This is a genomic window from Nocardia rosealba (assembly GCF_020216065.1).
Lineage (GTDB): Bacteria > Actinomycetota > Actinomycetes > Mycobacteriales > Mycobacteriaceae > Nocardia > Nocardia rosealba.
Genome location: NZ_JAIWNA010000003.1, coordinates 354,458 through 375,625, shown reverse-complemented (window position 1 = coordinate 375,625; position 21,168 = coordinate 354,458). Strand labels below are relative to the sequence as shown.

At 68.5% G+C, this 21,168-nt stretch carries 26 protein-coding genes; 5 read left to right on the top strand and 21 right to left on the bottom strand.

Translation table 11 applies throughout. From position 1 onward, the window contains the following. Positions 1 to 25: 25 nt before the first annotated feature. Both yajC and LDL21_RS15255 read right to left on the bottom strand, forming a co-directional pair. Positions 26 to 370: a preprotein translocase subunit YajC gene (yajC, locus tag LDL21_RS15260; RefSeq protein WP_225280580.1), complete on the bottom strand. Its 345-nt coding sequence runs from the start codon at positions 368 to 370 to the stop codon at positions 26 to 28. A gap of 110 nt (positions 371 to 480) precedes the next feature. Beyond that, positions 481 to 1,971 carry a flavin-containing monooxygenase gene (locus LDL21_RS15255; RefSeq protein ID WP_225280579.1) on the bottom strand — a complete coding sequence of 497 codons (1,491 nt, stop codon included), beginning with the start codon at positions 1,969 to 1,971 and terminating at the stop codon, positions 481 to 483. Positions 1,972 to 2,108: 137 nt separating this feature from the next. Between LDL21_RS15255 and LDL21_RS29960 the strand changes: the two genes are divergently transcribed. Next, positions 2,109 to 2,687, top strand: coding sequence for a DivIVA domain-containing protein (locus tag LDL21_RS29960; protein ID WP_305082682.1), 579 nt, complete (start codon positions 2,109 to 2,111; stop codon positions 2,685 to 2,687). Here LDL21_RS29960 and LDL21_RS15235 read toward each other — a convergent pair. The 6 genes from LDL21_RS15235 to LDL21_RS15210 all read right to left on the bottom strand — a co-directional run bounded on the left by LDL21_RS15235 (position 2,684) and on the right by LDL21_RS15210 (position 6,729). Continuing rightward, on the bottom strand, positions 2,684 to 3,196 hold the full coding sequence (locus LDL21_RS15235; RefSeq protein ID WP_166655711.1) for a GtrA family protein: 513 nt from the start codon (positions 3,194 to 3,196) through the stop codon (positions 2,684 to 2,686). The genes LDL21_RS29960 and LDL21_RS15235 overlap by 4 nt on opposite strands. Before the next feature lie 51 nt (positions 3,197 to 3,247). Further along, positions 3,248 to 4,333, bottom strand: coding sequence for a Holliday junction branch migration DNA helicase RuvB (gene ruvB, locus LDL21_RS15230; protein WP_225280578.1), 1,086 nt, complete (start codon positions 4,331 to 4,333; stop codon positions 3,248 to 3,250). A 3-nt stretch (positions 4,334 to 4,336) separates the two neighbouring features. Continuing rightward, positions 4,337 to 4,936 (bottom strand): Holliday junction branch migration protein RuvA, encoded by a 600-nt coding sequence (ruvA, locus tag LDL21_RS15225; protein WP_225280577.1) that lies wholly within the window; start codon positions 4,934 to 4,936, stop codon positions 4,337 to 4,339. Continuing rightward, positions 4,933 to 5,502 carry a crossover junction endodeoxyribonuclease RuvC gene (gene ruvC / locus LDL21_RS15220; protein WP_067636642.1) on the bottom strand — a complete coding sequence of 190 codons (570 nt, stop codon included), beginning with the start codon at positions 5,500 to 5,502 and terminating at the stop codon, positions 4,933 to 4,935. Before ruvC ends, ruvA begins: the two co-directional genes overlap by 4 nt. A 91-nt stretch (positions 5,503 to 5,593) precedes the next feature. Then, positions 5,594 to 6,028 (bottom strand): acyl-CoA thioesterase, encoded by a 435-nt coding sequence (locus LDL21_RS15215; RefSeq protein ID WP_225280576.1) that lies wholly within the window; start codon positions 6,026 to 6,028, stop codon positions 5,594 to 5,596. Positions 6,029 to 6,213: 185 nt separating this feature from the next. Then, positions 6,214 to 6,729 (bottom strand): O-acetyl-ADP-ribose deacetylase, encoded by a 516-nt coding sequence (locus LDL21_RS15210; protein ID WP_225280575.1) that lies wholly within the window; start codon positions 6,727 to 6,729, stop codon positions 6,214 to 6,216. A gap of 107 nt (positions 6,730 to 6,836) precedes the next feature. Between LDL21_RS15210 and LDL21_RS15205 the strand changes: the two genes are divergently transcribed. Next, positions 6,837 to 7,328, top strand: coding sequence for an SRPBCC domain-containing protein (locus LDL21_RS15205; RefSeq protein WP_225280574.1), 492 nt, complete (start codon positions 6,837 to 6,839; stop codon positions 7,326 to 7,328). A gap of 54 nt (positions 7,329 to 7,382) precedes the next feature. Here LDL21_RS15205 and LDL21_RS15200 read toward each other — a convergent pair whose 3' ends face one another. The 3 genes from LDL21_RS15200 to LDL21_RS15190 form a co-directional block, all read right to left on the bottom strand. Further along, positions 7,383 to 8,138 carry a YebC/PmpR family DNA-binding transcriptional regulator gene (locus LDL21_RS15200; RefSeq protein ID WP_225280573.1) on the bottom strand — a complete coding sequence of 252 codons (756 nt, stop codon included), beginning with the start codon at positions 8,136 to 8,138 and terminating at the stop codon, positions 7,383 to 7,385. 92 nt (positions 8,139 to 8,230) lie between these two features. After that, positions 8,231 to 8,842 carry a pyridoxal 5'-phosphate synthase glutaminase subunit PdxT gene (gene pdxT, locus LDL21_RS15195; protein ID WP_225280572.1) on the bottom strand — a complete coding sequence of 204 codons (612 nt, stop codon included), beginning with the start codon at positions 8,840 to 8,842 and terminating at the stop codon, positions 8,231 to 8,233. A gap of 38 nt (positions 8,843 to 8,880) precedes the next feature. After that, the gene (locus LDL21_RS15190; protein ID WP_225280571.1) at positions 8,881 to 9,702 is read right to left on the bottom strand and encodes an acyl-CoA thioesterase; all 822 of its coding nucleotides are present in this window, start codon (positions 9,700 to 9,702) and stop codon (positions 8,881 to 8,883) included. Between the two features lie 80 nt (positions 9,703 to 9,782). Here LDL21_RS15190 and LDL21_RS15185 point away from each other — a divergent pair, with 80 nt between their 5' ends. Further along, the gene (locus tag LDL21_RS15185) at positions 9,783 to 10,394 is read left to right on the top strand and encodes a nucleoside/nucleotide kinase family protein (protein ID WP_225280570.1); all 612 of its coding nucleotides are present in this window, start codon (positions 9,783 to 9,785) and stop codon (positions 10,392 to 10,394) included. Between the two features lie 51 nt (positions 10,395 to 10,445). Here LDL21_RS15185 and LDL21_RS15180 read toward each other — a convergent pair whose 3' ends face one another. The 3 genes from LDL21_RS15180 to LDL21_RS15170 all read right to left on the bottom strand — a co-directional run bounded on the left by LDL21_RS15180 (position 10,446) and on the right by LDL21_RS15170 (position 12,660). Then, positions 10,446 to 10,946: a WKL family lipoprotein gene (locus LDL21_RS15180; protein WP_067636177.1), complete on the bottom strand. Its 501-nt coding sequence runs from the start codon at positions 10,944 to 10,946 to the stop codon at positions 10,446 to 10,448. Between the two features lie 162 nt (positions 10,947 to 11,108). Further along, complete coding sequence (locus tag LDL21_RS15175) at positions 11,109 to 11,885, bottom strand: inositol monophosphatase family protein (RefSeq protein WP_225280569.1); 777 nt, start codon at positions 11,883 to 11,885, stop codon at positions 11,109 to 11,111. 40 nt (positions 11,886 to 11,925) lie between these two features. After that, positions 11,926 to 12,660: a sulfite exporter TauE/SafE family protein gene (locus LDL21_RS15170; protein WP_225280568.1), complete on the bottom strand. Its 735-nt coding sequence runs from the start codon at positions 12,658 to 12,660 to the stop codon at positions 11,926 to 11,928. Between the two features lie 104 nt (positions 12,661 to 12,764). Here LDL21_RS15170 and LDL21_RS15165 point away from each other — a divergent pair, with 104 nt between their 5' ends. Together LDL21_RS15165 and LDL21_RS30245 are read left to right on the top strand one after the other, a co-directional pair. Next, entirely contained in the window at positions 12,765 to 13,220 is a 456-nt protein-coding gene (locus LDL21_RS15165) for a prevent-host-death protein (protein ID WP_225280567.1), read from the top strand. Beyond that, the gene (locus LDL21_RS30245) at positions 13,220 to 13,444 is read left to right on the top strand and encodes a hypothetical protein (RefSeq protein WP_225280566.1); all 225 of its coding nucleotides are present in this window, start codon (positions 13,220 to 13,222) and stop codon (positions 13,442 to 13,444) included. The genes LDL21_RS15165 and LDL21_RS30245 overlap by 1 nt, the downstream gene beginning before the upstream one ends. 194 nt (positions 13,445 to 13,638) lie before the next feature. On the opposite strand, the gene pdxS is transcribed toward LDL21_RS30245, so the two are convergent. The 7 genes from pdxS to thrS form a co-directional block, all read right to left on the bottom strand. Next, complete coding sequence (gene pdxS, locus LDL21_RS15155) at positions 13,639 to 14,559, bottom strand: pyridoxal 5'-phosphate synthase lyase subunit PdxS (protein WP_174550208.1); 921 nt, start codon at positions 14,557 to 14,559, stop codon at positions 13,639 to 13,641. A gap of 173 nt (positions 14,560 to 14,732) precedes the next feature. Continuing rightward, on the bottom strand, positions 14,733 to 15,779 hold the full coding sequence (locus LDL21_RS15150) for an NUDIX hydrolase (RefSeq protein WP_225280821.1): 1,047 nt from the start codon (positions 15,777 to 15,779) through the stop codon (positions 14,733 to 14,735). After that, the gene (locus LDL21_RS15145) at positions 15,779 to 16,903 is read right to left on the bottom strand and encodes a glycosyltransferase family 4 protein (RefSeq protein WP_225280565.1); all 1,125 of its coding nucleotides are present in this window, start codon (positions 16,901 to 16,903) and stop codon (positions 15,779 to 15,781) included. Before LDL21_RS15145 ends, LDL21_RS15150 begins: the two co-directional genes overlap by 1 nt. Further along, complete coding sequence (locus tag LDL21_RS15140) at positions 16,900 to 17,823, bottom strand: phosphatidylinositol mannoside acyltransferase (protein ID WP_225280564.1); 924 nt, start codon at positions 17,821 to 17,823, stop codon at positions 16,900 to 16,902. The genes LDL21_RS15145 and LDL21_RS15140 overlap by 4 nt, the downstream gene beginning before the upstream one ends. Further along, on the bottom strand, positions 17,820 to 18,494 hold the full coding sequence (pgsA, locus tag LDL21_RS15135) for a phosphatidylinositol phosphate synthase (RefSeq protein WP_067636187.1): 675 nt from the start codon (positions 18,492 to 18,494) through the stop codon (positions 17,820 to 17,822). Before pgsA ends, LDL21_RS15140 begins: the two co-directional genes overlap by 4 nt. A 6-nt stretch (positions 18,495 to 18,500) precedes the next feature. Beyond that, positions 18,501 to 19,055 (bottom strand): ATP adenylyltransferase, encoded by a 555-nt coding sequence (locus tag LDL21_RS15130; protein WP_225280563.1) that lies wholly within the window; start codon positions 19,053 to 19,055, stop codon positions 18,501 to 18,503. Then, positions 19,052 to 21,109 carry a threonine--tRNA ligase gene (gene thrS / locus LDL21_RS15125; RefSeq protein WP_225280562.1) on the bottom strand — a complete coding sequence of 686 codons (2,058 nt, stop codon included), beginning with the start codon at positions 21,107 to 21,109 and terminating at the stop codon, positions 19,052 to 19,054. The genes LDL21_RS15130 and thrS overlap by 4 nt, the downstream gene beginning before the upstream one ends. Positions 21,110 to 21,168 lie beyond the last annotated feature (59 nt).

The following is a 21,168-nucleotide window of genomic DNA, read 5'->3' as shown; positions in this document are numbered from 1 at the left end:
TCGCCCGGCGGGGGAAGGGAACTGCTCAGGAGTCCTTGGTCAGCCGGGTCTCGGTCTGATCGACGGCCTCTTCGACGGGGGCGTCGGTCGCGTCGGCGGCCTCGGCGGCCACCGGCTCCTCGATGCGCACCTCACGGATGGCCTGACGCAGCCAGGTGGTGACGACGTCCTCGGCGATCTCCAGGTCGACGGTCGAATCGTCGATATCGACGACGGTGCCGTACAGGCCCGACGTGGTGACCACCTGGTCACCGACCTTCAGGCTCTCCTGCATGCTCGCGACCTTCTCGGCCTCCCGCTTCTGTTTGCGGATACCGAAGAACATCGGCACGAGCAGGGCCAGGATCAGCAGCGGAAACAGGAAGTCCATCGTCGAAGTCAGTCCCTAGTCAGTGGTGGACGGTGCAGGTACGCCTGACAGTCTGCCAGTTCCCCGCCGCGCCGACACACCGGACACCGCCGCGCGCGGCGAAACCCCGGTCACGCACCGCGGCCGTAGGTGTAGTCGTCGAGCGGGAAACCGACCGCCTCGCGGTGCGCCGACAGCGTGCTGGTGGGGCGAAGCAGCGCGGCCTCACCGTGCTGGTTGAAGTAGTAACTGCGCGCACCGGAGCAGTCGCCGCCGTAGAACACCGACGAATCGAGGTCGGCGGTCACCCGGTCGAGGAAGCGGGCGTTGGCCTCCTCGGTGACCTCGAAGGTGTGTTCCCCGCGCCGGAACAGCTCGGTGAACAGCCTGCCCATGTGCTTCATCTGGGTCTCGATGGTGGTGAAGTACGACAGCCCGCTGTAGGAATAGGGGCTGTTCAGTGAAAGGAAGTTCGGGAACTTCGGCACCGTGATGCCCTCGTAGGCCTGAAAGCGATTGTCGCGCCAGAACTTTCCGAGGTTGCGTCCCTCGCGACCGATCACCTCGACGGCAGGGAAGTTCGCGTCCCACAGGTTGAACCCGGTCGCGAGGACGAGGGTGTCGATGGTCGTCTTGTGGCCGTCGGCGGTGACGATGCCGTCGGGTTCGACATGGTCGATCGACTCGGTTTCCAGGCGCACGTGCGGCTGGTTGAAGGTCGCGAAGTAGGCATTGGAGAAGGTCGGCCGTTTGCAACCGAAGTCGTAGTGCGGGGTGAGTTTGGCCCGGGTGTCCGCGTCGCGTACCTGGGCGAACAGGTGCGCCTTGGCCAGCAGGGCGGCGGCGGTGTTGAGCGGTTTGGCCTGCTTGTAGTGCAGCACCCCGACCAGCATGATCGCCTCGAGCAGGGCGGTGTTGGCCAGCCGCGCCGCCTTCTGAGTGAGCGGGACCGCCGCGAACGCACGCTGGACCACGGCGGGAATCGGCCCGTCGATCTTGGGAACCACCCAGATGGGGGTGCGCTGGAAGACCGTCAGTGACGCCACCTGCGCGGCCAGCTCGGGGACCAGCTGCACCGCTGTGGCACCGGTGCCGATCACGGCGGCGCGGCGGTCGGTGAGGTCGTAGCCGTCGTCCCAGTCGGTGGAGTGGATGATCTTGCCCGCGAATGACTCGATGCCGGGGAACGGTGGTGTGTAGGGCTGGGAAAGGAAGCCGGTGGCGGTGATCAGGTACCGCGCGGTGAGGGGCTCGCCGCCCGCGATGCTCACCACCCATTGTTCGTTCTCGTCGTCCCAGCGGGCGCTTTCCACCTCGGTGCCGAACCGCATCCGCCCACGCAGCCCGTATTTGTCGGCGACGTGCTCGGCATACTTCTTCAGCTCGGCGCCGGGCGCGAACAACCTGCTCCAGTACGGATTCGGTTCGAACGAATAGGAGTAGGTGACCGAGGCGATGTCCACCGCGAGGCCCGGATACCGGTTCACATGCCAGGTACCGCCGAGGTCGTCCTCGCGTTCCAGAACGACGAAATCGCGCAGCCCCAGCCGGTCGAGTTCGATGGCGGCACCCATGCCGCCGAAACCCGCTCCGATGATGACCGCATCCCGCTGAGGCGCCACGTCGAACCTCCACACACCGATGTATGTGTTACAGCATGACACATAATTCTGTCCCCCGCGACCGGCCGCTTCGCCGGTGTACAGTCGCGATGCGCTGCCGTCGAAAACCTCTGGGATAGAAGGGCAATCCTGACACAATGACCGCTGTGACGCCCGACGATGTGAGCCGCACCCACTTCGCCATGCCCACCCTCGGCCATCGTGGCTACCACGCCGACGAGGTCGACGCTTTCCTGGAGCAGGTGTCGGCGACCCTGCACGGACACGGTGGTCTCACCGCCGACGACGTCCGCCATGTCCATTTCGGCGCGCCCCGTTTCGGTGGCCGCGGCTATCAGGCCGATCAGGTCGACGATTTCCTCGACCGGGTCCGTACCGAGCTGGAACATCGCCAGAAGGGCGGCTCCCCGGTCCCGGCGCCCCGCCCCGGCGAGGATCCCGCCGCGATGCTCACGCCCGACGATGTGCACCGCATGCGGTTCAGCCAGTCGGCGGTCGGGCGCCGCGGCTACCACGAGGAGGAGGTCGACGCCTTCCTCGACCTGGTCGCGGCCACCCTGGCCCACAACGGCCCCGGCAGCCTCACCGCCGCCGACGTGCGCGGTGTCCGCTTCACCGACAGCCGTCTCGGCACGCGTGGTTACTCCCGCGAAGAGGTCGACGCCTTCGTCGACCTGGTCATCGCCGCCCTGGAAAACCTCGAACGGTCACATTAACCCTGGATGCTGTGCAGTTCCGCTTCGCGGAGATCGTCCGGGAAGACGTAGCGGCGGAACGCCCAGAAGCGGAACGCCATGGCCAGCAGCACGCCGAGGATCTGGCCGGAGATGAAGTTCGCGACCATCTGCACCATCGGATCAACGTGCGGCACACGCAGATTCAGCACGTAGAGCGACAGCGCCTGCGGGATCATGGTGACCACGATGCCCAGGGCGCTGACCGTGAAGAACAGGGCCGCCTCGTGGCTGCGCTGCCTGCCACCACGGGTGCGGAAGGACCATTCGCGGTTGAGGATGTAGGAGGCGATGGTCGCGATCAACGCGCCGAGCAGACGCGCGGTGAGCGGCTTGTCGCCGAGCACGGTGAGTTTCACCGCGTACACCACGCCGGTGTCGATGAACCAGGTGACGGCGCCGACCATGGCGAACTTCAGCAGCTCCCGGTGCTGGAGCAACAGGGAGCGTAACGGTTCGGGGACGCGTTGGACCACCGCATGGACTGCCACCCAGCCGACATTAGACGACGTATCGGCGACGCGCCCGTCCGGTAGGCGCCGCTACCGGTCGAACAGGTCGAGGCTCGGTTGTGGTTCGCGCCCACGCACTTCGATGGCGCCGAAGACCAGATCCGGTGGTGGCACCAGGCCCAGATGCTCCCAGGCGGCGGCGGTCGCGACCCGTCCGCGCGGGGTGCGGGCGACGAGTCCGGCGCGCACCAGGAACGGTTCGCACACCTCTTCCACCGTCGCGGCTTCTTCGCCGACGGCGACCGCCAGCGTCGACACCCCGACCGGTCCCCCACCGAAACCGCGCACCAGCGCACCGAGCACGGCCCGGTCGAGTCGGTCGAGGCCGAGTACGTCGACGTCGTAGACCTCGAGGGCGGACTGGGCGATCTCGCGGGTGATGAGGCCGTCGGCGCGGACCTCGGCGAAGTCGCGTACCCGGCGCAGCAGCCGGTTGGCGATGCGCGGCGTGCCTCGGGAGCGGCCGGCGACTTCGGCGGCGGCGTCGTGTTCGATGTGGACGCCGAGGATGCGGGCCGAGCGCAGCAGGATCTGCAGCAGTTCGTCGGGGTCGTAGAAGTCCATGTGGCCGGTGAAGCCGAACCGGTCGCGTAGCGGGCCGGTGAGCGCGCCCGAACGCGTGGTGGCCCCGACCAGGGTGAACGGGGCGATGTCGAGTGGGATGGAGGTGGCGCCGGGACCTTTGCCGACCACCACGTCGACCCGGAAGTCCTCCATCGCCAGGTACAGCATTTCCTCGGCAGGGCGGGCCATGCGGTGGATCTCGTCGATGAACAGCACGTCGCCTTCGACCAGGTTCGACAGCATGGCGGCCAGGTCGCCCGCGCGTTCCAGGGCGGGCCCGGAGGTGATGCGCAGGGCGGTGCCGAGCTCGCCGGCGATGATCATCGCCATGCTGGTCTTGCCGAGCCCGGGCGGCCCGGACAGCAGGACGTGGTCGGGGGTGGCGCCGCGTTGCCGGGCGCCGCGCAGGACGAGGGCGAGCTGTTCGCGCACGCGTGGCTGGCCGATGAAGTCGTCGAGCGAGGTGGGGCGCAGGCCGGTCTCGGTGTCGCCGTCGGTGCTGAGGTACCGGGCGGCGAGGGCGGATTCGTCGGTGTCGAACTCGTCGTCCATGGGTTACCTGTTCTTGCCGAGCAGACCGAGGGCGGCGCGCAGGGCCACGGAGGTGGTGGCGGCGGGCTGGTCGGCCAGGACCGTGTCGACGGCCTGTTCGGCCTGCTTGGCCGGGAAACCGAGGCCGATGAGCGCTTCGACGACCTGCTCGCGTACCGGGGTGACCGTGGTTTCGGCGCCGGGCGGTCCGGCCGGAACCGGCACCAGGTTCACCTTGTCGCGCAGTTCGACGACCATGCGTTCGGCGCCGCGTTTACCGATGCCGGGCACCCGGGTGAGGGCGGCGACGTTGCTCTCCGCCAAGGCTTTTCGCAGCGCCTCGGGTTCGAGGACGGCCAGGACCGCCATGGCCAGGCGTGGGCCGACACCGGACACGGTCTGCAGGAGGCCGAACAGGTCGCGGGCTTCGGTGTCGGCGAACCCGAACAGCGTCATCGAGTCCTCGCGCACGATCATGGCCGTGTAGAGGCGGGTTTCCTCGCCTCGGGTGAGGCCGCCGAGGGTGGCGGGGGTGGCGTTGAGGCGGTAGCCGACGCCCGCGGCTTCGATCACCACATGGTCGAGCGCGATCTCGAGGACCTCACCGCGTACCGACGCGATCACCCGCGTACCACCTTCCGTTGTTCGGCGAGCCGTTGTTCGTAGCGGCGACGCACCTCGTCGGCCTTCGCCTGTGCGGCCGCCATCCGGTCGAGCAGCGGCGCCCGCCAACAATGACAGATCGCCAGGGCGAGCGCATCGGCGGCATCGGCCGGTTTCGGTGCGACCTGCAGGCCCAGGATTCTGGTCACCATGGCGGTGACCTGCGCCTTGTCGGCCGAACCATTGCCCGTGACAGCGGCTTTCACCTCGCTGGGGGTATGGAATGCCACCCGGATGCCGCGCCGCGCCGCTGCCAGCGCGATCACCCCACCGGCCTGCGCGGTTCCCATGGCGGTACGCACATTGTGCTGCGCGAACACCCGCTCGATCGCCACCGCCTCGGGGCGATGGGTGTCCATCCACTCCTCGGCGGCGTCGGCCACCGCCATCAACCGCAGAGCCAGCTCGGCCTCCGGCGGTGTCCGCACCACGCCCACATCGAGAGCGACGACCTTACGGCCGGGACCGCTGTCCACCATGCTGAGCCCGCACCGGGTGAGCCCGGGATCGACGCCCATCACCCGCACCGGCAGCCCCTTCGAAGACACGAACAGTTGTTCGAAAGTCTAAAGCATTGCGGCACACTGCCCGACCAGCGACACGAGCCGGTCGCCGCGCTCAGGGCAGGCCGAGTAATGCGGGCTCGCTCGCCCGTTCGGCCCAGATGCGCCTCGGTTCGTGCAGGAGTTTGCGCTCGGTCAGGTCGAGCATGCCGCTCAGGTACGACACGGTGGCGGCGAGTTCGCCGTCGTCGCGGCGCAGTTCGTGTTCGACCCGATAGGTCTTGCCGGTCCCCCACTCCCAGCGGCAGTCGACCTCGACGGTGTCGCCGGCGCGCAGCTCGCGCAGGTAACGCACGGTGAGTTCGAGATTCACCGGCCCGATGCCGTCGGCCAGCATGTCGGCAACCGACACACCGGCCGCACCTACGCACGCGAACCGCGCGTGGTCGGCGAACTGCTGATAGGCCGCACCCGTCACGTGTTGTTGCAGGTCGAGATCGGACACTCGCACCGGGATCCGCACCCGAAACGGCAGAGCATTTTCCGTCATGCGCGCCAGTGTGGCAGCCGGGTCCGACACGTTCCGGTCTTCAGTCGACCTGATCCTCGACGGCTTCGAATCAGGCAGAGTCACGCAGTAGACCCAGCCTGCCTGCGGCACAGAGACTTTCACGCGCGGATACCGTCCGGCGGCATCCACGGATACATCCCTAGCAGCCGCTCAGCTGCCCGCACTCAGCTCGTCGACAGCGCGGCCGTGAATGCGGCGAGGGCGCGGTCATCGAACAGTACGAAACGCACCTCCTCGACCGCTGTATCGGTGGCGCGCACTGTTTCCACGGCAATGCGGGCGCCGTCGTCCATCGGCCAGCCGTAGATGCCGGTGGAGATCGCCGGGAACGCCACCGTGTGAGCGCCCAATTCGTCTGCCACCCGCAGGGATTCGCGGTAGCAGGCGGCCAGCAGGGTCGAGCGGTCCTCGGTCGCCGACCAGACCGGGCCGACGGTGTGGATCACCCAGCGGGCGGGTAGCCGTCCTGCTGTCGTGGCGACCGCCTGCCCGGTCGGCAGGCCCTTGCCGTACCGGGAGGCACGCAGATCGCGGCACGCCGACAGTATCTCTGGCCCACCTTTGCGGTGGATCGCGCCGTCGACTCCGCCACCGCCGAGCAGCGAGGAGTTCGCGGCGTTCACGACCGCGTCCACGTGCTGTTCGGTGATGTCTCCGCGTACCGCCTCGATCCGGGTCATACCGACATTGTGCTGGTCACGCCGATATCCCCGCTAGCTCATCGGGGGCGGCGTACCGTCGAGGTCGACCTGTTGTCCGAGGCGTTCGAGCGAGGGAGAACCGCGTCATGCCGATGCCGACCGGCGAGATCGTACCGACCGAAGACGGGCGCGACCTGGTGATCACCCGGTCACTGGCCTTACCGATCGAGCAGGTGTGGGGACGGTTGACCGATCCCGACCTGACCGCGGGCTGGTACGGCACCTGGGAGGGGGAACCCGGCGCCGGGAACATGATCCAGGTGCAGTTGCGGTTCGAGGACGGGCAGCCCTGGACCGAGATGCGCATCGACGACTGCACCCCGCCGGTGCGTCTGGCTGTGTCCTCGGCCGATCAGATCGGGCTGTGGCGCATGGAGGTGACCCTGCTCGACACCGGCACCGCCACCCAGGTGCGCCTGGTCCACCACCTCACCTCCGAGTACCAGCTGGCCGAGACCTCGCAGATCGGCCCGGGCTGGGAATACTACGCCGACATGTTCGTCGCGGCCTGTACCAACACCGAACGACCCGACTTCGCCGACTACTACCCGGCACTGGCCGACCACTACCGGGAGTAGAAACACGAACCGCCCCAGCCGAATTCACGGGCGGGGCGGTACGCGGGGGAAGATCTATTCGTCGTCGAGCTCGGCGGCGACCTCGTCGGAGATGTCGACGTTGGTGTACACGTTCTGCACGTCGTCGCTGTCTTCGAGGGCGTCGATCAGCTTGAGCACCTTGCGGGCACCTTCGGCGTCGACCGCCACCGACACCGACGCCTGGAAACCGGACTCGGCCGAGTCGTAGTCGATGCCCTTGGCCTGCAGCGCGGTTCGCACGGCGATCAGATCGCCGGGCTCGCTGATGATCTCGAAGGCCTCGCCGTGGTCGTTGACCTCTTCGGCGCCGGCATCGAGGACTGCGTCGAGGACGTCGTCCTCGGTGAGGCCGTTCTTCTCGAGAGTCACCACACCCTTGCGGGCGAACAGGTAGGACACCGAACCCGGGTCGGCCATGTTGCCACCGTTACGGGTCATCGCGACGCGCACCTCACCGGCGGCGCGGTTGCGGTTGTCGGTGAGGCACTCGATCAGCACGGCGACACCGTTGGGCCCGTAGCCCTCGTACATGATGGTCTGCCAGTCGGCGCCGCCGGCTTCCTCGCCGCCGCCACGCTTGCGGGCGCGCTCGATGTTGTCGTTGGGGACCGACGACTTCTTGGCCTTCTGGATGGCGTCGTACAGCGTCGGGTTGCCCGCCGGGTCACTGCCACCCGTGCGAGCCGCCACCTCGATGTTCTTGATCAGCTTGGCGAAGAGTTTGCCGCGCTTGGCGTCGATTCCCGCCTTCTTGTGCTTGGTGGTGGCCCATTTGGAGTGGCCGCTCATGCCCTACTTCCTTCAGGTCGGTTGCGCGTCTGCCCGGGCGGACAAGCTCGAACCAGCCTACTCGTGCCCGCCACGCCGGTGGACGCGGAGGTTCACCCCGCCTTGCGCACGAGGTCGACGAACAGCTCGTGCACCCGAAGATCACCCGTGACCTCGGGATGGAACGAGGTCGCCACGACATTGCCCTGCCTGGCGGCCACGATCCGGCCCTGCGCCGGGCCGTGCGGCACCCGCGCCAGCACCTCGACGCCGTCACCGACCCGCTCCACCCACGGCGCGCGGATGAACACCGCGCGCACGGGCGTGTCGAGGCCGGTGAACTCCAGGTCGGTCTCGAACGAGTCGACCTGGCGGCCGAAAGCGTTGCGGCGCACCGTCATATCGATGCCGGACAGATGCTGGGCGTCGGGCCGGGTGTCGAGCACCTCGGAGGCGAGCAGGATCATGCCCGCGCACGACCCGAACGCGGGCAGGCCGTCGCGCAGCCGCGCGCGCAATGGTTCGAGCAGGTCGAAGGCCTGCAGCAGCTTGGAGATGGCGGTCGACTCGCCGCCGGGCAGCACCAGCCCGTCGACGGCGGCCAGCTCGGCCTCGCGGCGCACCAGCACCGGTGCGGCGCCGCAGTGGCGCAGCGCGGCCACGTGTTCGCGCACGTCACCCTGGAGCGCGAGGACACCGATCGTCGGCGTGGATGTTGCGTTCACAGCCGCTGAGCTTACGAGCCCGGCCGGTGTGGGCGCGCTCACGCCTCACGCGGCGTGCGGATGAGGCCTTCCTGCACCACGGCGGCGACGAGATTGCCCTCGCGATCCCAGATCCGGCCACCGGTGAGGGCGCGGCCGAAGCCCGCCGACGGCGAGGACTGGTCGTAGAGCAGCCATTCGTCGGCGCGGAAGGGACGCAGGAACCACATCGCGTGATCGAGCGAGGCGTCCTGGGTCGGTTCACCGGGGTGGGTCACCTTCGACGAACCGAGCAGCGTCATATCGCTCATGTAGGCGAGGGTGCACACGTGGAACAGCGGGTCGTCGGGCAGCGCGTTGCGGTAGCGGAACCACACCTGCTGCGGGGAGACGGTGCCTTCGCGGCGGGCGACCTGGTCCTGAGGGACGGTGCGGATGTCCCAGTGCTCCCATTCACGCATGGCCCACAACCGTTCCGGGCTCAGCGTGGTCTTGGCGTCGGGGAGGTTCTCGGGGCCCTCGACCACCGGCATCACGTCCTGGTGCTCCGGACCGACGTCGCCGCGGTGGAAAGAGGCGGCCATGGTGAAGATCGCCTCGCCGTCCTGCACACCGGTGACCCGGCGGGTGCAGAACGAACGCCCGTCGCGGATGCGTTCCACCTGGTAGACGGTGGGTGCTTCCGGGTTGCCCGGGCGAAGGAAGTAGCCGTGCAGCGAATGCACCTGGTAGGCGGGGTCGACGGTGCGCACCGCCGAGACCAGCGCCCGGCCCGCGACCTGACCGCCGAAGGTCCGCGTCAGCTGGGATTCCGTGGCCGCCCCACGGAAGATGTCGCGTTCCAGCCGCTCGACCTCGAGCGCCTCTTCGATTGTCGCCATGCGGACGAGATTATCGCTACGCGGACCGCACGGTTTGTCCGGCTCGGCGGCGCGAGGCGGGAATTTGCTGAAATGGGGTGGTGCCGTCGTTCACCCCCGTCTCCCCCGCCACCCTGGCCCGCCTGGTCGCCGAGCGGATATCCGAGCTGCCCGGTCGCCGGGTGGTTGCAGTCGACGCCGCCGATGCCGCCGAACCGGTCGCCTTCGCCCAGTTGGTCGCCGACACCCTGGCCGGGCAGGGCCGGTCGGCCGAGGTGGTGTCACTGCACGCCTTCGTCCGGCCCGCATCGCTGCGCATGGAGTACGGCCGAACCGACGAATGGTCTTATCGCACAGCATGGTTCGACTACGACGCGATACGCCGGGAGATCCTGGTTCCGCTGCGGACCGTAGGGCGCTGGCTGCCCGCGCTCTGGGACGAGGCAGGCGACCGGTCGGCGCGGGCGGGTATCCGGACGGCTCCGGCCGATCTCGTGCTGTTCGTGGCCGGGCCGATGCTGCTCGGCCGCGGACTCGACGTCGACCTGTCCGTGCGGCTCGAGCTCAGCGAGCAGGCGGCACTGCGCCGCACCCCACCCGAGCACCAGTGGACCCTGCCCGCGCTACGCGACCACGACGCTGAACATCCCGAGACCGCTACCTGGACGGTGCGCTGGGATCATCCGGACCGCGCGGCCCTGCGCACCGGCTGAAAACAGGCGAAAGCCCCGGCCGCAACGCGACCGGGGCTTCACGTGGCGCTATCAGGCGCAGGCGACCGACTGCTGGCCAAGGTTGGTGAGCATGGTGCAGGCCCACGACTTCTGGACCTTCCACTTGCCGTCCTCGGCGACGAACGGCACGTCGACCACATTGGTCTGGCCGTTGACGGTGAAGTTCGCCTTGGCGTTCACACTGTCACCGAACGACGTCACCTCGGTGACCTGCACCTGGGCACCGGCGTCGCGGGCGGCGACGGCCAGGCGGTTCGGCAGCTCGGGATCGGCCTCGCCGCCCTGCACGAAGTCCAGCTTCTGCTCGTTGGGCACCGAGGGGTCCAGCGCCGTGTTGAGCTGGGCGTTGAGCTCCTCCACCGTCGGCACGGGGGGCAGGTCCGCGGCAGCGGCCGTGGTCGTGGCCGGAGCACTGGTCGTGGACTTGGCGGCGGGCTTGTCGCCCTTGTCGTCACTGCACGCACTCATTCCCAATGCGGCGACCACGGCCAGGCCTGCGATCGCCACACGTCCGGTCCTACGAAGCTTCATCCACTCGTCCTTTGCGTCGGGTCAACAGTTTTCGCCCTGTGGGCGCCAACGGCACGGTACCGGCGCCACACGACGCAGGCCACGGTGCCTCGGCCAGGACGCTACCCAGCGTTTTTGAGGAAAGTCTGAGACGTGCCGGTACCACGCCTGTGAAGGCCCCTTTCAGCGCAGGGCGAGCATCGCGCCGACGAGGCGGGCGTGGGTGTCGGCATCGGCGGCGGCGATGAGTCCGTGCGGCGCGGAATGTAGTGGTTGACCTGCGATTCCGGTGACGACGCAGCCCGCCGCGCGGCAGATTTCCACCGCACTGGTGAAGTGGACGTTGTCGCGCAGGTCGCCGCCGGTGACATAGGCGGCGCGTCTGCCCGCGGCGACCCAGACCAGGGCGAGCGAGGTGGACAGCACACGCGGGTGGAAGTCGGCGGCGACGCTGTCGAGCAGGCGAGTGGGTCTGGACCACGGCAGCGGGTTGTCGAGGTCGATGTCGATCAGGCGGGTGCCCGCGTCGGGGCGCAGGACGGTGTCGGAGCCGTCGTGGCGGCGGTACGCGTTCTCGCCCGAGGTCCAGAACACCTCGCCGGTGAACGGGGCGCCGACGGCCGCGGCGCGGACAGTGTCCCCGATGCGCAAGGCGACATTCACCGCGACGAGCTGTGTGCCGACCGCGAAGTTCCTTGTGCCGCAGAGCGGGTCGACGAACCAGGTGCGGTCGCTGCCCGGCGATCCCGTGGTGCCGGACTCCTCGGCGACGAACCGGTCGTGCGGACAGGCCGCGGCGAGGACCTCGAGGATCGCGCGTTCGGCGGCCAGGTCGGTCTGGGTGGCGAAGTCGTCGCCCTCTTTGGCGTAGCGGGTGACGGGTGCGTGGAACGACGACCGGATCACCTGCGACGCGAGTTCTGTTGCGTGGATCGCGATTTCGACATCGGAGTGGTGCACCGTTCTCAGGCTACGGAGTCCGGAGAGGCCCGGGGCCGGATCAGCGCGCCAGGTACACCGCGAGCCCGAGGCCGAGCACGCCGACGGTCACCCGCAGCAGGTTCGGCGGGATCACCTTCACCACCGGCGGACCACACCACCCACCGACGAGCGCCCCCATCGCCAGCCCGAGCGCCGCGAACCAGTGCACCGGCCCGAACATCGCGAAGCCGAGAGCCGCGACCAGGTTGGCGATGCCGAGCAGGAAGCTCTTGAGAACCGATGCGCTCCAGACGGATTCGGAGGTGCACAGCAGCATCATCGATAGATAGATAACGCCCGCGCCTGCCCCGAAGTACCCGCCGTACACCGAGATCAACAGGATCCCCAGCGGCACGATCCACGGCGCGCCCAGCTCCCCCACATGCTTGCGAACCACCGGCTGCACCAGCAACGCGATCGACGCCGCCGCCACCAGGAACGGCACCACCACCTCGAAGGTGCCCTCCGGCGCCACCAGCAACGCCAGCGCACCGAGCAACCCACCCAGTGCCGACAACCCCGCCCACCACACCAGGGTCCGCCCCCGCCCGGTGAGCTCCCGCCCCGAATTCGCCGTGGCCCCCACACCCACCGCCACCATCGCCACGGTATTGGTCACATTCGCCGACACGGGCGGCAACCCGACCGCCAACAGCGCCGGATAGGAAACGATCGACGCCATCCCGGTGACGAACCCGATCAACCCGGTGAAGAATCCCGCGACGACCAGCAAGAAGAAGTCGAGCACGGTCACAGACCGACTGTACGGTACGCCCATTCGGTAGTGCCCCAGGGGCGATCACCGGACCCTGCCGCTCGCACCTGGACTTCCGAACACGTTCCGAATACGATGGATCCATGCGCACGTCAGGCCTACCCGCCCGGACCCGACGCTCCTCCGACCTGAGCAAACACTCCGCGGAGGTCTTCGCCGAGGCCGAGAATCATCCCGTCACGGTGACCCGCCGCGACGGCGAGGCGCTGGTGCTGATGTCGCAGCGCGAGGCCGAGGGGCGCGCACGCCTGCTCGAGTTCGCCGCCCAGCTCATCACCGTCACCCTCGACGACAACGGCTCGCTCGCCGAGCGCATGTCCAAGGCATTTCCATGGATGCTCGCACTGTCACCCGCCGACCAAGCCACTTGCGCACATGACCTCGTGGATGCCGCCCGCGCATCGTTCTCCACCGACCAGCCGCACCTCGCGATCGCCGAACTGACCTCTTGGAAGGAAACAGCGACCGCGATCGCCGCCGGATTGGGCAGTACGAACCTGGAGTGGCTGGACGGCGACGACACTGTCGAGCGCCCATAGTGGCGGCCGCCAAGAAGGGCGAGCTTGTCCCACGCCCCGCGCGAAAGACCGAGTACGAGATCCGCTTCGCCACCGCAGACGCCCAGAAGGGCTGGCGGGATCTGGTCGCGACCATCCGCAACCCGATGGCGGAAGCGTGGGACTTCCTCACGCGCACGCCGCTGTCCACGACACCGACCAACTACCCCCTCCGCGGTGAGCTGGGCACGATCTCGCGCGGTTGAGCGCGGCACGAACGCTGGCAGCACAAGCCGACAGCGAAAGGCACCGCGCGCATCTGGTTCTACGTCCATGAGCACACCGTCTTCCTGGAACAGGTGCACACCAGCCACCCGAACGAGACGAAGTAGGTGGCGTTCTACGGAAATGGTGGGCGGCGCGTGATGCGCCGCCCACCGATTGCTTGTGCCCGAAGGGATTACCAGCCGCGCTCGGCGAGGCGGTGGGGCTGGGGGATCTCTTCGACGTTGATGCCGACCATGGCTTCGCCGAGGCCGCGGGAGACCTTGGCCAGGACGTCCGGGTCGTCGTAGAAGGTGGTGGCCTTGACGATGGCGGCGGCGCGCTGCTCGGGGTTGCCGGACTTGAAGATGCCGGAGCCGACGAAGACGCCCTCGGCGCCGAGCTGCATCATCATGGCGGCGTCGGCGGGGGTGGCGATGCCGCCGGCGGTGAACATGACGACGGGGAGCTTGCCGGTCTGGGCGACCTCGCGGACCAGCTCGTAGGGGGCCTGCAGCTCCTTGGCGGCGACGAAGAGCTCGTCTTCGGACAGGGAGGTCAGGCGGCGGATCTCGGCGCGGATGGTGCGCATGTGGGTGGTGGCGTTGGAGACGTCACCGGTGCCCGCTTCGCCCTTGGAACGGATCATGGCCGCGCCCTCGGTGATACGGCGCAGGGCCTCACCGAGGTTGGTGGCGCCACAGACGAAGGGGACGGTGAAGTTCCACTTGTCGATGTGGTTGGCGTAGTCGGCGGGGGTGAGGACTTCGGACTCGTCGATGTAGTCCACGCCGAGGCTCTGCAGGATCTGCGCCTCGACGAAGTGGCCGATACGGGCCTTGGCCATCACGGGGATGGAGACCGCGGAGATGATGCCGTCGATCATGTCCGGGTCGCTCATCCGGGACACGCCACCCTGGGCGCGGATGTCGGCGGGCACCCGCTCGAGCGCCATGACCGCGACGGCGCCTGCGTCCTCGGCGATCTTGGCCTGCTCCGGGGTGACCACGTCCATGATCACACCGCCCTTGAGCATCTCGGCCATGCCGCGCTTCACGCGGGCGGTGCCGACGGTTGATGTGGTCTCGGGCGTAGTCACGGCATTCTCCTGGGTCATGTGCACCTAACGGGCAGACTGTGTGGTCTCCTGCGATTCTAGGTGGCCGCCGAATCAGGGTTCATAGCCAGTCGGAGCCCACTGGACTGGTCGCGACCTGGGACGATACCGCCGACCACCGCATCTGGACCGGCTGCGGACCGCGCGGCGTGAGGCGACACACACGGCCGGGCTCAGCGAATGGACCGGACCACCGGTTCGGTGTCGTCGCCGACGGCGCCGATCGCCTCGGCGAGCAACTCGTCGAGGTGGTACGGGTACACCGCCTCGCCGGTGGCGTCGAGGGCACGGATGTCGGCGGGCGTGCACCACCGGTGGTCGGTGATGGTCCGCCGTTCCAGCGCGGTGAGGTCGGCGGGCCGCCAGGCGAAATTGGGGGCGCGCAGGACGAAGAACAGTTCTTCGGAACGGATGAGTTCGCCGTTGAACGGGAACACCGCGACCCGCCGCCACAGCGGACCACGCAACGCGGCCGGATCGATCCGCTGCCCGGTCTCCTCGTACACCTCGCGCACCGCCGTTTCGCGCAGGCTCTCGCCCGGTTCCACGCCGCCGCCGACGGTGAACCAGAACGCCACCTCGGGAACCATCGGGTCGTGTCCGCGCAGCAGCAGCACCCGGTCCTGTTCGTCGAGCAGCACCACGCGCGCCGAGGTGCGCGTGGTGTGCACCTCGAGCCCGGTGGACGCGGCCGGTGTCGCGCGTTCGGTGATCTCGAAATAGGTCGGCAGTGGCGCGGTACCGCCCAGGTGCAGCCAGCGCACCGGTCGGCGGGTGCGCAGGGCGAGGGTGTCGCGCACGGCGTCGTTGTGGAATCGGCGCGCGATGAGCACCCTGGCCTCGGCGTCGGCGAGTTCGGCGACGAGCTGGGGTCGCAGCTGACCGATGTCGATCGTCGACAGCGCGGCCGAGAGCTGGTTCTCGATGGTCTCGCGATCACCTCGATCGGCGCGTTCGGCCCAGTCGGCCAGGGCGGCGAGTTGTCCCGCCCTTTCGGACCGCACCGGATCGGTGCTCGCCGGGCCCGCGATGGCCATGGCGACCGCGCGAGCGACCACCGCGCGCCGGGCCAGTGCCGCGTCTAGGGCCTGCCAGGACCGGTCCGAGCGCACGTGCAGCCGGTCGAGCCGGTTGGCGGTGGACGCCGCCCACACACCGAGCGCGAGCACGAGCAGGGCGACCAGGCCGAGAACGAGAATCGCGGTCGCGGAGAAGGTGATCATCCGGCGGCCCGCACCCCGTTGTCGCCGACGGTGACGGTCTCGTACACGCGCAGGATCTGTTCGGCGACCACCGGCCAGTCGTAGGCGGCGACCACCTGGGTGGCGGTGCGCACCAACCGGTCGCGGGTGTCGTCGTCGGTGAGCAGCGTGTCGATGGCCTCGGCCAGCGCTTCCGCGTCGCCCACGGGGGTGAGCAGACCGGCGCTGCCGTCGCGCAGCACACGGCGGAAGGCGTCGAGTTCGCTGGCCACGACCGGCGTGCCCGCCGCCATGGCCTCGATGAGGATGATGCCGAAGCTCTCCCCACCCAGGTTCGGTGCCACGTACACATCGGCGCTGCGCAGCGCGGCGGCTTTCTCGGCGTCGGAGACCTGACCGAGGAAGCGCAGGTGCCCGGCGTGGGGGCCCGCCTCGCGGCGCAGCCTGTCCTCGTCACCGCGCCCGACGATCAGGATCTCCACGTCGGGATGACGTTCGACGAGCGCGGGCAGGGCGGCGAGCAGCACGTCCATGCCCTTGCGCGGCTCGTCGTAGCGGCCGAGGAACAGCACCGTCTTGCCGGCGCGGGGGTAGCCGTCGAGCAGCGGACCGCGCGCGAACGCCGACACATCGACCCCGTTGGGAATCTCCACCGCATCCGACCCGAGCGCCTCCACCTGCCAGCGCCTGGCCAGCTCCGACACGGCGATCCGCCCGCTGATCTTCTCGTGGTACGGGCGCAGCACACCCTGAAAAGTGCTGAGCACCAACGACTTCGTGGTCGAGGTGTGGAAGGTCGCCACGATGGGGCCTTCGGCGATCTTGAGCGCGAGCATCGACAGACTCGGCGCGTTGGGTTCGTGGATGTGCAGCACGTCGAAGTCGTTGCTGTCGATCCAGCGGCGGATGCGCGTGTAGGCCATCGGCCCGAACGACAGTCGCGCCACCGACCCGTTGTAGGGGATGGCGACGGCGCGACCGGCCGAGACGACGAAGTCGGGCAACGGCGTGTCGTCGGACGCCGGGGCGAGCACGCTCACCCGATGACCGCGCTCGATGAACACTCGTGCCAGCTCGACCACATGTGCCTGCACACCGCCGGGCACGTCGAAGGAGTACGGGCAGACCATGCCGATCTTCACCGCACGTCACCCGCCTTGGCCGCGGCGATCCGGGCCAGTCGTTCCGGCGACAGGTCGGCTTCCCACAGAGGCTGCAGCATGTGCCAGTCGGCCGGGTGCCGGGCGATGTTCGCCGCGAACTCGTCGGCGAGCAGCTGTGTCGTCGCGGCCACTCCGCCCGAGACGTCCAGCGGCGCACCGGCTTTCAGACCCCACCCTTCGGTGCCGTCGGCCTCGGTGGTGAACCAGGCGTGCACCGGCATCAGCGCGGCGCCGGTCTCGATGGCGAGTTTGGCCGCACCGGCGGGCATCCAGGTACGTTCGCCGAAGAAGTTCACCGGCACACCGCGGCCGGTGAGGTCACGTTCGCCCATCAGGCACACGATCCGGTTCTGCCGCAACCGTTCCGTCAGTGGCACGAACGGTGGCTGTTCACCGCCGGTGAGCGGGAACACCTCGAAGCCGAGGCTCTCGCGGTAGGCCACGAACCGTGCGAACAGCGATTCGGGCTTCAGCCGTTCGGCGACGGTGGTGAAGGTGTCGTAGTGCTGGACCAGCCACACCCCGGCTATGTCCCAATTGCCGGAATGCGGCAGGACGAAGATGACGCCACGCCCGGCTTCGAGGCCGGCGTCGACGTTTTCCAGGCCGTGGACGTAGTAGTCGATGGTGCTGTGGTCCATGCTCGGCAGCCGGAACGCCTCACGCCAGTACCGGGCGTAGGAACGCATGCTCGCCCGCATCAGGTCGTCGGGAACGTCGGCCGGTGCTACGCCGAGCACGCGGGCCAGGTTGCGGCGCAGCTGCGGCGGTCCGCCGTCCTTGGTCGCACGGTCGGCGCCGAAGTCGAAAGCCTTGCGCACCAAGGATTCCGGCGCCGAACGGACCAGCCGCCACCCCGCCGCATAGCCCCAGTCGCTGAGCCGTTCGCTGATGGTCACGACGCCGTCTCCCCTGCCTGTTGTTGCGGCGCGGGCGGAATCACCGTGCGCGCGCCCGGCGAGTTGCGCACCGCCAGCACCCGCTGGAACACGGTGACGGTGCTGAGCACCGCCAGCACCCACATGGCCACGTACACCGCCCAGGTGAGCCAGCCGATGCCCCAGTGCCCGCCGATTCCGGTGAGCCCGGCACCGACGAGCACGATCACCAGCCGGTCCGGCCGTTCGATGATCCCGCCGTCGGCCGACAGCCCACTGGCCTCGGCCCGCGCCTTGGCGTACGAGATCACCTGCGAGGTGACCAGCACGATCAGCGTCGCGACGAACAGCTGCTTGCTGTGCTCGTGGTAGACCGCCCACCAGGCAAGACCGGCGAAGATCGCACCGTCGGCCACCCGGTCACAGGTGGCGTCGAGGACCGCGCCGTACTTCGTGCCGCCACCGCGGGCGCGCGCCATCGCACCGTCGAGCATGTCGAACATGACGAACAGCCAGATGACCATCGTTCCCCAGAACAGGTGACCGCTGGGAAACAGCGTCACCGCCGCGACGATCGTCGCGGCGGTGCCGATGAGGGTCATCGTGTCGGGGGTGAGCCCGGTCTTGACGAGCGCTTTGCCCAGCGGCGCAGTCGCTTTGGCAAACGTCTGCCGCCCGAAGAAGCTGAGCACGGTGTCCTATTCCTCCCACGCCTCCGCCAGCAATTGCCGCGTTTCGCGCAACAACTGAGGCATCACCTTCACCCCGCCGACCACGGTGATGAAGTTCGCATCCCCGCCCCAGCGCGGAACGATGTGCTGGTGCAGGTGGTCGGCGAGCGAACCACCGGCCACTCCGCCAAGGTTGAGTCCCACGTTGAATCCGGCGGGCCGGGAGACCCGTTTCATCACGCGGATGGCCTGCTGGGTGAACGACATCAGTTCCGCGCTCTCGGCGGGGGTGAGGTCTTCCAGGTCGGCTACCCGGCGGTACGGCACCACCATCATGTGTCCTGGGTTGTACGGGTACAAGTTGAGCACGGCGTACACCTGCTCGCCGCGGGCGATGATGAGTCCGTCCTCGTCCGACATCTTGGGGATGTCGGTGAACGGGTGCCCGGTGGCGTCCTTGGGCTTCACCTCGCCGGTGATGTAGGACATCCGGTAGGGCGTCCAGATCCGCTGCAACCGGTCGGGCCTGCCCGCCCCGGCGTCGACGATGGAGCCCGCCGACGCCTCGGCCTGTTCGCTCATGAGCTCGCCTTGACGATCTCGAAGCCCTCCGCCGTCGGCGAGGCGTTCTCCCGGTTGCCGACCCAGGCCACGATAGTGGCCACCGCGTCGTCGACGGGCACGCCGTTGACCTGGGTGCCGTCGCGGAACCGGAAGCTCACGGCGCCGGACTCCACGTCGCGGGCGCCGGCCAGCAGCATGAAGGGCACCTTCTGCGCGGTCTGGTTGAAGATCTTCTTCTGCATGCGGTCGTCGCTGCGGTCCACCTGGGCGCGCACACCGGCGTCGGTCAGCTGCTCGATCACCGAATCCAGGTGGGGCACAAAGTTTTCCGCCACCGGGATGCCGACTACCTGCACGGGCGACAGCCACGCGGGGAACGCACCGGCGTAGTGCTCGGTGAGCACACCGAAGAATCGCTCGATGGAACCGAAGAGGGCACGGTGGATCATCACCGGGCGCTGCTTGGTGCCGTCGGAGGCGGTGTATTCGAGGTTGAACCGTTCGGGCAGGTTGAAGTCGAGCTGGATGGTCGACATCTGCCAGGTACGGCCCAGTGCGTCCTTGGCCTGCACGGAGATCTTCGGGCCGTAGAACGCGGCGCCGCCCGGATCGGGGACCAGCTCGAGACCCGAGGCCGACGCCACCTTCGACAGGGTTTCGGTGGCCTCTTCCCACAGCTCGTCGGAGCCGACGAACTTCTTCGGGTCCTTGGTCGACAGCTCCAGGTAGAAGTCGTCGAGACCGTAGTCCTTGAGCAGCGACAGCACGAAGTTCAAGGTGGTGGTGAGTTCGCCGTGCATCTGCTCTTTGGTGCAGTAGATGTGGGCGTCGTCCTGGGTCATGCCGCGCACCCGGGTCAGGCCGTGGATCACACCCGACTTCTCGTAGCGGTACACCGACCCGAACTCGAACATCCGCAACGGCAGCTCACGGTAGGAACGGCCTCGCGCCCGGAAGATCAGGTTGTGCATCGGGCAGTTCATCGGCTTGACGTAATAGTCCTGGCCGGGCTTGCGCACGGTGCCGTCGTCGTTGAGCTCGGCATCGAGGTGCATGGCCGGGAACATGCCGTCGCGGTACCAGTCCAGGTGGCCGGAGGTCTCGAACAGCGCGCCCTTGGTGATGTGCGGGGTGTTGACGAACTCGTAGCCCGCGTCGATGTGGCGCTGACGCGAGTACTCCTCCATCTCCTTGCGGATGATGCCGCCCTTGGGGTGGAACACCGGCAGGCCCGAGCCGAGCTCGTCGGGGAAGGAGAACAGGTCGAGCTCGAGGCCCAGCTTGCGGTGGTCGCGGCGCTCGGCCTCGGCCAGCAGGTGCAGGTACTCGTCCATCGCCTCGGTCGATTCCCAGGCGGTGCCGTAGATGCGCTGCAGGTCTTCCCGGTCCTGATCGCCACGCCAGTACGCGGCCGAGGAGCGGGTGAGCTTGAAGGCGGGGATGAACTTGGTGGTGGGGATGTGCGGGCCGCGGCACAGGTCGCCCCACAGCTTCTCGCCGGTGCGCGGGTCGAGGTTGTCGTAGATGGTCAGCTCGTTGCCGCCGACCTCCATGATCTCGGGGTCGTCGATGCCGGACTTGTCGCTGATGAGTTCGAGCTTGAACGGCTCACCGGCGAGCTCGACGCGCGCGTCCTCCACCTCGACCACCCGGCGCGAAAACCGTTGCGCGCCTTTGATGATCTTCTTCATCCGGGATTCCAGCTTGGCCAGGTCCTCGGGGGTGAACGGCCGCTCGACGCGGAAGTCGTAGTAGAAGCCGTCCTTGATCGGCGGCCCGATGCCCAGCTTGGCCTCGGGGAACTCCTGCTGCACCGCCTGGGCGAGCACGTGCGCGGCCGAGTGCCGGATCACGCTGCGCCCGTCCTCGCTGTTCGCGGCGACGGGCTCGACCTCGGCGTCTTCGGTGGGAACCCAGGACAGGTCCTTGAGTGCGCCGTCGGCGTCGCGCACGACGACAACGGTGTCGGGGCCCTTGGTCGGCAGACCCGCTTCCCGCACCGCCGCGCCCGCGGTAGTCCCGGCCGGCACGGTGACGAGCGCGACTGGGCTGATCGGTGCAGAGGTGGTCACGGGAATGCTCTCCTTGACGTCGCGTTCTGTGGGGCGGACCCCACAGCGGTGCGGGCCAT

Excerpts from the sequence above, each read along its gene's own strand:
- yajC (WP_225280580.1), bottom strand. The coding sequence starts at position 370 with ATGGACTTCCTGTTTCCGCTGCTGATCCTGGCCCTGCTCGTGCCGATG.
- LDL21_RS29960 (WP_305082682.1), top strand. The coding sequence starts at position 2,109 with ATGACCGCTGTGACGCCCGACGATGTGAGCCGCACCCACTTCGCCATG.
- ruvB (WP_225280578.1), bottom strand. The coding sequence starts at position 4,333 with ATGGACGACGAGTTCGACACCGACGAATCCGCCCTCGCCGCCCGGTAC.
- LDL21_RS15215 (WP_225280576.1), bottom strand. The coding sequence starts at position 6,028 with ATGACGGAAAATGCTCTGCCGTTTCGGGTGCGGATCCCGGTGCGAGTG.
- LDL21_RS15210 (WP_225280575.1), bottom strand. The coding sequence starts at position 6,729 with ATGACCCGGATCGAGGCGGTACGCGGAGACATCACCGAACAGCACGTG.
- LDL21_RS15205 (WP_225280574.1), top strand. The coding sequence starts at position 6,837 with ATGCCGATGCCGACCGGCGAGATCGTACCGACCGAAGACGGGCGCGAC.
- LDL21_RS15200 (WP_225280573.1), bottom strand. The coding sequence starts at position 8,138 with ATGAGCGGCCACTCCAAATGGGCCACCACCAAGCACAAGAAGGCGGGA.
- LDL21_RS15190 (WP_225280571.1), bottom strand. The coding sequence starts at position 9,702 with ATGGCGACAATCGAAGAGGCGCTCGAGGTCGAGCGGCTGGAACGCGAC.
- LDL21_RS15180 (WP_067636177.1), bottom strand. The coding sequence starts at position 10,946 with ATGAAGCTTCGTAGGACCGGACGTGTGGCGATCGCAGGCCTGGCCGTG.
- LDL21_RS15165 (WP_225280567.1), top strand. The coding sequence starts at position 12,765 with ATGCGCACGTCAGGCCTACCCGCCCGGACCCGACGCTCCTCCGACCTG.
- pdxS (WP_174550208.1), bottom strand. The coding sequence starts at position 14,559 with ATGACCCAGGAGAATGCCGTGACTACGCCCGAGACCACATCAACCGTC.
- LDL21_RS15130 (WP_225280563.1), bottom strand. The coding sequence starts at position 19,055 with ATGAGCGAACAGGCCGAGGCGTCGGCGGGCTCCATCGTCGACGCCGGG.